General features: G+C 68.5%; 7 protein-coding genes. 2 read left to right on the top strand and 5 right to left on the bottom strand.

Annotation, left to right across the window (positions count from 1 at the left end; genetic code table 11):
- The first annotated feature begins 3 nt into the window (after positions 1-3).
- Together ABZ154_RS31290 and ABZ154_RS31295 are read left to right on the top strand one after the other, a co-directional pair.
- Positions 4-1,374, top strand: coding sequence for a hypothetical protein (locus ABZ154_RS31290; protein ID WP_356837743.1), 1,371 nt, complete (start codon positions 4-6; stop codon positions 1,372-1,374).
- Complete coding sequence (locus ABZ154_RS31295) at positions 1,311-2,465, top strand: hypothetical protein (RefSeq protein WP_356837744.1); 1,155 nt, start codon at positions 1,311-1,313, stop codon at positions 2,463-2,465. The genes ABZ154_RS31290 and ABZ154_RS31295 overlap by 64 nt, the downstream gene beginning before the upstream one ends.
- Before the next feature lie 214 nt (positions 2,466-2,679).
- Here the strand turns inward: ABZ154_RS31295 and ABZ154_RS31300 are convergent, their stop codons facing one another.
- The 5 genes from ABZ154_RS31300 to ABZ154_RS31320 form a co-directional block, all read right to left on the bottom strand.
- Complete coding sequence (locus tag ABZ154_RS31300) at positions 2,680-3,468, bottom strand: urease accessory protein UreD (RefSeq protein ID WP_356837745.1); 789 nt, start codon at positions 3,466-3,468, stop codon at positions 2,680-2,682.
- A 119-nt stretch (positions 3,469-3,587) separates the two neighbouring features.
- Positions 3,588-4,283: an urease accessory protein UreG gene (gene ureG / locus ABZ154_RS31305; RefSeq protein WP_356837746.1), complete on the bottom strand. Its 696-nt coding sequence runs from the start codon at positions 4,281-4,283 to the stop codon at positions 3,588-3,590.
- Positions 4,284-4,308: 25 nt separating this feature from the next.
- Positions 4,309-4,983: an urease accessory UreF family protein gene (locus ABZ154_RS31310; RefSeq protein ID WP_355982053.1), complete on the bottom strand. Its 675-nt coding sequence runs from the start codon at positions 4,981-4,983 to the stop codon at positions 4,309-4,311.
- Positions 4,984-5,083: 100 nt separating this feature from the next.
- Entirely contained in the window at positions 5,084-7,093 is a 2,010-nt protein-coding gene (ureC, locus tag ABZ154_RS31315) for an urease subunit alpha (protein ID WP_356837747.1), read from the bottom strand.
- A complete protein-coding gene (locus tag ABZ154_RS31320; RefSeq protein ID WP_355982049.1) occupies positions 7,093-7,875 on the bottom strand; it encodes an urease subunit gamma in 783 nt (260 codons plus the stop codon). Before ABZ154_RS31320 ends, ureC begins: the two co-directional genes overlap by 1 nt.
- Positions 7,876-8,433 lie beyond the last annotated feature (558 nt).

Raw genomic sequence — 8,433 nt, forward strand, 5'->3', positions numbered from 1 at the left:
GCCGTGATCAGCGAGATCGTCCGGTCGGCCGACCCCGCGTGCGAGCGAATCGATGTCGCCGCCGTGCTCGAGGCGGTCTTCCGCCAGCGACCCCAGCTGCGGATGCTCGCCGAGGTCCTCCAGGCCAGGCCGGACCTGCTGACATCCGGTTGTCCCGAGGGGCCACGCGCGATCGAACGGCTCGTCCGTGCGCTGCGCGAGGCTGGCGCCGAACACCTCGTACTGCCCCGCTGTGGCGACTGCGGGCGCGAGCGTCCGCTAACCGGACTCGGTGACGGCGCACGCATCTGCACCGCCTGCAGCAACCGCCGCAATACGCGCGCCAACCCCTGCGTGATCTGCGGAAGCACCACCCTCGCCGGACGCGACCGCGCCGGCCGGCCCCGCTGCCGGGCCCATCCGCCCTGGGGCGCCGCAGACCCGGCTCAGGAACTGGCCAAGTTGATCGCAGTCGGCCCTTTCGGCGTCTCGCCCGCGACCGCACAGCAGGCCATCCGCTCGGTCGAACGCACCCGCCCCGGACAGCTTCGGCTGCTGTGGGCGCTGGAAGACACTCCTGGCCTGCTGACCGGACGTGGCGCCGAGGGACCGCCCAAGATCTCCGCCCTGGCCCAGGCGCTGATCCATCGCGGCGCCCGCGGCGTGGTCGTGCCCTCGTGTCCGTTCTGCCGGCGCGCCACCGACCTTAAACAGCGTCGTGACGGGCTGCGTTGCTGCGGGTCGTGCTGGAACGACACGAAGATCGCGACCTGCGCGGCTTGTGGGCGCGTGCGACAGATCGGCGGCCGTAGGTTCGACGGCCAGCCCGTGTGTGGTACCTGCCGTCAGCACGACCCCTTCAATCACCGGCCGTGCAGTGCCTGCGGCGAGATGCGGTTCAGGAACTTGCGCACCGACGACGGCGGAGTCTGCGCTGCCTGCCGACAGATCCCCACCGCTATCTGTGCGACCTGCGGTAAACGCGGGCCCTGCTATTTCGCCAACACCGCGGCCCCCAAGTGCCTGCCGTGCAGCGCCAAGGGACGTGCGGAGGCCGTGTGCACCGCCTGCGGCAAGCACCGGCGCGTCAACAACCGGACCGCCACCGGCGAACCGCTGTGCGGAAACTGTGGCAACAAGCCCAGCCGTGTGCCGGCTGCGGCGGGAACTTCCGCACCAGCGGCCGGACCCCCGAGGGCGAGCCCCTGTGTCAGACCTGCTGGTCCAAGCATCCCGCCGCACACCGTCCCTGCACCCAGTGCGGGTCCGTCGAACGGCTCTACCGGAACGGACAGTGCACCGCCTGCGTACGCGCCGCTGACCTGCGCGACGTGCTCAGCCCGCCCGGCGGTCTCATACGCCCGGAACTGGAACCGGTCTTCGAGGCGCTGTTGAAGCCGCTGCCCCGCACCGTGTTGCACTGGCTCCACAAGATGCCCGCTCGCCGCACCGTGCTCCAGGCCCTGGCGACCGAGCAAGGGCCGGTCACTCACGAATTCCTCGACCGCTTCGCCGCCGCGCGGAGCGTGGAGTATCTGCGGGCCGCGCTGGTCGCCGCAGGGGCTCTGCCCGCCCGGGACGAGCAACTGGCCCGACTGGAACGCTGGCTGGCCGCGACCGTCCCCCGCGTCTCGTCCGCTGAGGAGCGCAGGATCTTGCGTAACTACACGAACTGGCAGCCACTGCGCAGGCTCCGCCGCCTGCCCGCCGGACAACTGGTCACCCACAGCCGGGCCGAAACCGTACGGGTCGAGATCCGTAACGTGGCCCGCCTGCTGGAATGGCTCCACGACGGCGGCGCCACCCTGGGCACCTGCACCCAGGACCCAGTGGACGCCTGGCTCAGCGACGGCCCCAGCACCCGCGCCACGGTCCGCGGATTCCTGCTCTGGACCAGCAGACGCGGCCACAGCCGACCCCTGACCGCACCGGTCATCAGCAACTATTTCACCGCGCGCACCATCGGCAAGGACCGACGCTGGGCCCTGGTCCGCCGCCTCGTCCACGACGAGCAACTCCAAGTCGTAGACCGGGCCGCCGGCCTGCTTCTGTTGCTGTTTGCCCAGCCCGTTGGCCGCATCAGCCGCCTCACCACCGATCACATCGTCGACCGTGGCGACACGCTCGCTCTGAAGCTCGGGCGCGTCCCCGCCGAGATCTCCGCGCCCCTGGATGACCTGATCCGCCAGCTCGTCGAGCGCCGGAACGGCCGTGCGGCCACCGTCCCGATCGAGGAATCCAAGTGGCTGTTCCACAGCATCTACCCCGGACAGCCGATCGACCCGCACACCCTTGGCCGGCGCCTGAAGGCGATCGGCGTCCCACCCCAGCTCGCACGCCACGCGGCGCTGATGGACATCGCCTCGGAACTGCCCGCCGTCGTCATCAGCCGACTGCTCGGCTTTCACCACTCCACCGGAGACAACTGGACCCGCCTGAGCCAGGGCTTCGGTGCCGACTACGCCGCAGAAGTCAGCCGCAGGTGAGGAGCCAGCAGGGGGCGCCGCAAAAACCAGCAGAGTGCGATAGCCAGTGATTGAGGAATCGAGGTACTCGTTGCGCTGCGCAGGCGCAGGGTGGCTTCCGGTCGGTTACGCACATGGCCCTGGACAAGCTGTGTGGTGACCGAGTCCGGTGCGCTGTCGTGCGATGCCATTGGGTGTATGCGGTACTTCGCCTGGAGCTCAGCGGCGATCCCGGCTACATGTTCCGGATGTGTTCGAGGGCTGTGTCCAGGAGCTCGCCGACGTGGTGGAGGGTGTGGGCGGTGGCGGTAGCCAGGTAGGCGGGGTGCCGGGCGAGCGGGGTGAGAACGGCGTGTCCCTGCTCGGGATCGTCACCGATGAGGATCGGCGGGTGATCGGCGGTGAGACGGGGGTCCACGACGAGGAACTGGCCGGTGGCACGGTGCGTGCCCAGTACGGCGGGTCCGTCCCATGCCGGTGCCGTCCCGCCGTAGTCGGTCTGCTGGTCGATGAGAGGGCGGCCGCCCCGATTCACGGTCAGGCGGGTGGTGAGGCGGCCGGGAGGCTCGGGGACGCGGCCGAGGAGCAGCTCTTCGCGCAGGATTACGGCGGCGGTGAGAGCGAGATCGACGGTGCAGGTCTGGTGAAGCGTGCTGCCCCTGGCGCTGATGAGGGGTTTGGGGAGCCACGTCAGCATGGCGTGGTCGGCGACGGTCAGGCGTACGTCGTAGGTCGCGAGGGCGCCGGTGGCGCCGGGCAGTGCGATCGTGGCGGCTGCCGTGGACACCTCCAGCTTGGCGTGTTCCTCGGCGGTGACGTCGAGAGCGAGTCGGTCTCCGCCGAGCGGCGCGCACATGGAGCTGATCACGCTGACGCGGGCCCACTCGCCGTGGGACTGCGTCTGGTGCAGGTGGAAGGGGCCGCTGTTGCGCAGACGCGGGACAGTGGTGATGGAGCCGTTGTGGGCGGCCCTGATGACGGCGGTGGCCCGGACCCCGGAGAGTGCGGGGTCCGTTGTGTGCATCCACTCGACGGCGGATGTCTCGTCTGTCCACCCGTCGACCGTCTCGCCTTCTTCAGCGACCGGCGCGGGCGTGGTGCGTGCTCCTGTGGGCGCCGGTCGCGTACGTGGTGCGGCGGCCGTCATACGGCGGCCTTGTCATGCCAGGCGGACAGGCAGCCGCTGACCCAGTCGGCGACCGGCTGGATGCCGTCGTCTGAGGCGAGGCTGGTGAAGACGACGGGGAGGCTGCCGCGCTGCTTGTTCGCGTCGGCGGCCATGGTCCCCAGGTCCGCGCCGACGTAGGGGGCGAGGTCGGTCTTGTTGATGACGAGGAGGTCGGCGGTGGTGATGCCGGGGCCGCCCTTGCGGGGGATGTCGTCACCGCTGGAGACGTCGATGACGAACACCTGGTGGTCGACGAGGCCCTTGGAGAAGGTGGCGGTGAGGTTGTCGCCCCCGGACTCGATGAGGATCAGGTCCAGTGCGGGCAGTGTCTCCTCCAGCTGTTCGACGGCTTCGAGGTTGGCGGAGATGTCGTCGCGGATCGCGGTGTGCGGGCAGGCTCCGGTCTCGACGGCGGTGATGCGCTCCGGGGGCAGTACGGCTTCGCGGAGCAGGAACTCGGCGTCCTCGCGGGTGTAGATGTCGTTGGTGACCACCGCGATGGACAGCCGGTCGCGCAGGGCGCGGCACAGTGCGGCGACGGTGGCGGTCTTGCCGGACCCGACAGGGCCGCCCAGGCCGATGCGCAGAGCGCGGCGCCTGCCGTCGGGACGCAGGGCCTCGACGCTCGGGGTGTGGTGGTGCGGCAGCATCGTGTCGTGGTCGAGGTGCATGGCGTTCTCCGAACGGTGTGGGGGGTCAGGAGGCGAAGAGGCGCTGGGGCCAGGCGGCGTGCTGTTCGCCGGTGATGTCTAGCAGCGGCGAGGAGGCGGCAGGCAGGACTTTGACACCGTCGGTGGCAAGTCGTGCTGCCGCTCCGGCCGCGGCGTGGGCGACGTCGTCGAGTTCGCCGGCGAGCCGGGCGAGCAGGGCGGTCGCGTCGAACGGGTTGAGGCTCAGCAGCCGCACCGCCGCCGTCGCGGGGCCGCCGATGCTCTCGTACGCGGCGCACTGGGCGGCATCCAGCGGGGTCAGGCCGGCGGCGCGGGCGGCGACGCCCAGGACCACGGGCTGGTGTGCGCCCTGCGGCAGGCGGTGGGCGATCTGGTCGAGCTCGGGGCAGGGCCAGGCGGCACGGGCCGCGCGCAGCATCTGCCGGCCGAGCTTGCGGGCGACCCGCCGCAGTGCTGGTACGGGGGTGCGTGCGTCCGCGGCCTCGTCCAGCGCTATCAGGTCGTGACCGGTGGCGGCAGCGGCGGCGAGGCCGGCCGCGTTCAGCCCGGCGGTGTGCAGGCGGCCCCGGCAGAACGCCTCCAGACTTGCGGCGTCATGGACACCGCGCGAGGCGACCGCGGCCTCCACACCACCGGAGTGGGCATGCCCACCCGCGGGGAAACGGCCGTCGGCCAGAACGAGCAGGGCGGCATGGCTCATGGGAACGGTGGCCTGCCTTTCTCAGGTACTGAATGCAAGAGGTGGGGCTTCCCCGGGGCAGCTGGCCCGGCGCCGGCTGCCGCCGGGCCAGACCCCGGGCTCAGAAGAGGAAATACCTCTGTGCCATCGGCAGTTCGGACTCGTAGAGCTCCGGATCGGGCGTTTGGCCCGGTGCGAACATCTGCTTGTCCTGCGGGTTAGCCGGAGCCTCCGGGTAGTCCTTCAGCACGGTGACGGCATCCGTGGTCGTCCCCCTGCCCGCACCCGGAGGCGTGCCCGGAGGTACGCCCGGGGGCACGCCCGGGGACGTGAGCGAGCCGATGGTGACGTCGAAGGCATCGGGGCCGATCTTGATATCCGGCGACGCGGAGTTGAGCTTCATGTGGCCCTTGGCAACGCCGCGGGTGGAGGTGATCTTCTTCATCCCCTTGGTCAGCTCGTACTCCTTCTTGATGTCGACGGCATCGTCGTGGTCCACCACGAAGTTGAAGGAGTTGCCTCCCGGGGCCCGGCCGCATGACCCCCACACCGGGCGGGGCAGGTACGGCTGCGGTGTCGGGATGGACGCGTTGGCGTCACCAAGCTGGGCGTAGGCGATCTGTCCGCCCTTGATGATCATGTGCGGCTTGACGCCGAAGAACTTCGGCTCCCAGAGCACCAGGTCCGCCACCTTCTTGGGCTCGACGGAGCCGACGTGCTTGTTGATGCCGTGGGCGAGGGCGGGGTTGATCGTGTACTTGGCGATGTAGCGCCTGATGCGGAAGTTGTCCGAGTCCTGGTCGTCCGCCGGTTCCCGGCAGCCGGGCTCCGGCTGGAGGGGCCCGCGGCGCTTCTTCATGACGTGTGCGGTCTGCCAGGTCCGCATGATCATCTCGCCGATACGTCCCATGGCCTGCGAGTCGGAGGACATCATCGAGATGGCTCCGGTGTCGTGCAGCCAGTCCTCGGCGGCCATGGTGGAGGGCCGGATGCGCGAGTCTGCGTACTGTCTGTCCGCGTCGACTTTGAGGTTGAGGTGATGGCAGATGACCATCATGTACATGTGCTCGGCGACCGTGTTGACCGTCAGCGGGCGGGTCGGGTTGGTCGACGCGGGCAGCACGCTTTCGTAGCCCTTGCCTGCCAGTTTCATGATGTCCGGTGCGTGGCCGCCGCCGGCGCCTTCGACGTGGAAGACGTGAATGCCCCGGGGCAAACCGGTGCTGCGGTCCTTGGTGGCGTTGAAGGTGTCCTCGACGAAGCCGGACTCGTTCATCGAGTCGGCGTGCAGAGCGACCTGGGCGCCTCCGTAAGTCGCGCAGACCTCCAGGGCCTTGTCGATGGCTGCGGGGGTGGCTCCCCAGTCCTCGTGGATCTTGAGGCCGATGGTGCCCGCGAGGATCTGGTCCTTCAGCGCGTCCTCGTTCACCGTGCCGCCCTTGCCGAACAGCCCGATGTTGACCGGATAGGCGTCCAGTGCCTCGAACGTCCGCCGGATGTGCCATTCGCCGGGCGTCATGGTGGTGGCCCTGCTGCCTTCCGCGGGACCGGTGCCGCCGCCGATGAGCGTGGTCACACCCGACGCGAGTGCCTCGTGGATCTGTCCGGGGCCCAGGAAATGCACATGGGTGTCGATGCCGCCCGCGGTCAGGATCCGTCCGTTGCCGGAGACCACCTCGGTCTCCGGCCCCACCACGAAGTTCGAGGCACGCGTGTTGGCCGGATCCTGGGCCATCGGCGACATCGTTTCCGGGTTGTACGCCTGGCCGATCGCCGCGATCTCACCATTTCGCAGGCCGACGTCGGCCTTCACCACACCCCAGTAGTCAATGATCAACGCGCCGGTGATCACCGTGTCCACCGGCTCGTGCGTGGTGTCGCGCCTGGGGAAGTGCGACATGCCCATCGACTCGCGGATGACCTTGCCGCCGCCGAAAAGCATCTCGTCGCCGCTGCGGCCGTCACCGCCGCACCAGTCCTGATCGATCTTGACGACGAGATTGGTGTCGGCGAGCCTGAACCGGTCACCGGCCGTCGGACCGTAATACGTGGCGTATTTGCTCCGCTGCAGTGACGCCGGAGAGGTGGGCGAAGCCGCGCTGCTCGGGGCCTGCCCGACGATGTTGCTCATCAGGACACATCCGGGTTAAGAGGGGAACCAGCCGGGGCACTCGGGGATTTGCCTGCTCGAAGGCCCTTGACCAACTTCGCTCCCTGGATGGGCACCACCCGTACTGGACGCGTGTCGCTGGGATCGAGCCGCTCGGACGTACCGGCTGGAATGTGCAGGCGCTTGCCCCTCACGTTCGCCTCTTGGGTGCAGTTCTGATCGACAAAGAACTTGAGTTTCGCGTTGACGTCGGCCAAGTGGAAGTGGGAGCCGACCTGGATGGGACGGTCCGCGGTGTTCTTCACCCATAGGTCTTCCACCGGCAGGGGGTTGCCTTGATCGTCCGTGTTGTACACCACGGCGTACTGATCGTCGTCCGGGAGAAGCTCCGGCTTGCCCGGGTAGTCCGTCATGGGGTCCTCAGCCGCCAGCGGATTCGGGATGGTCACCAGCTTCGTGCCGTCCTTGAACGTCGCCTCGACCTGCACGTCGCCGATCATCTCCCGGACGCCCAGCATGGTCTTGAGGGTCGGGCTGCCCGCCGAGGTCGGCAAGGTGACGGTGGTGCCGAGCTTGGTGAAGCGGTCTTGGAGCTGCTTTGCCACATCGCTCAGATTGGTGTCCATAAGCTCGGCAACCGTCTTCTTGCCGTGGCGGGCCGCCTCGAGGACATAGGCCGAGAACAAGGCCATGATTTCCGGGTAGTTCAATTCGAGCGTGGGATCCTCAATGAGGCGTCGCTCGACCAGATCCGCCGTGACACGGATCATGAGCCGTTCCTGCTCATGCAAGGTCAGATGCACGCGGTGTCTCCTTCCTCTGCTTCGACGTGTACACGCGGCGCGGACACGCGAGGAGAACCGCTGCGGACGCCGCGCCATGACCAACGACCACGACAAGAATGGAAACGGAGCCACCACCTCCGTTCGTCCCATCGGGTGAACCGTGATCGATTAAGAGATGCAGTGCTGACACTGAGCAGATGGCATGAAGGGACTTTCAGTCCCACGACGGGGGGTGTGAACCCGATGGGGCTGCCCGTGGCTGCCGAGGCAGTGAGATGGTACGACCAGGCGCCATTCCGCACCTTGGGATAGCCGTGCTTACCGACAACTGCGGCCTGGTTCTCCTGCCCGAACACGGTCCGGACTGCGGGAACGGCTGCCGTTGCAACCTTGACCTGCTCGGTGTTGGGGCAGAAGCGGACATGTCGCCGATGGCACTACTGGGCGCCACCGAAATTCCGACAATGGGATTGCTTCAGCCGCCTAAGGGCTGTCCCGCAAGTCGGGGCTTCTTCCCAGGGACTGGGCCTCAGTTGATATCCCCGGGCCTGTGACCGCGTGCTGTGGCAGCCTGCC

It is taken from the genome of Streptomyces sp. NPDC006261, from assembly GCF_040613515.1.
Lineage (GTDB): Bacteria > Actinomycetota > Actinomycetes > Streptomycetales > Streptomycetaceae > Streptomyces.

Coding starts and splice junctions, on each gene's coding strand:
- ureC (WP_356837747.1), bottom strand. CDS start 7,093: ATGAGCAACATCGTCGGGCAGGCCCCGAGCAGCGCGGCTTCGCCCACC.
- ureG (WP_356837746.1), bottom strand. CDS start 4,283: ATGCACCTCGACCACGACACGATGCTGCCGCACCACCACACCCCGAGC.
- ABZ154_RS31300 (WP_356837745.1), bottom strand. CDS start 3,468: ATGCACACAACGGACCCCGCACTCTCCGGGGTCCGGGCCACCGCCGTC.
- ABZ154_RS31310 (WP_355982053.1), bottom strand. CDS start 4,983: ATGAGCCATGCCGCCCTGCTCGTTCTGGCCGACGGCCGTTTCCCCGCG.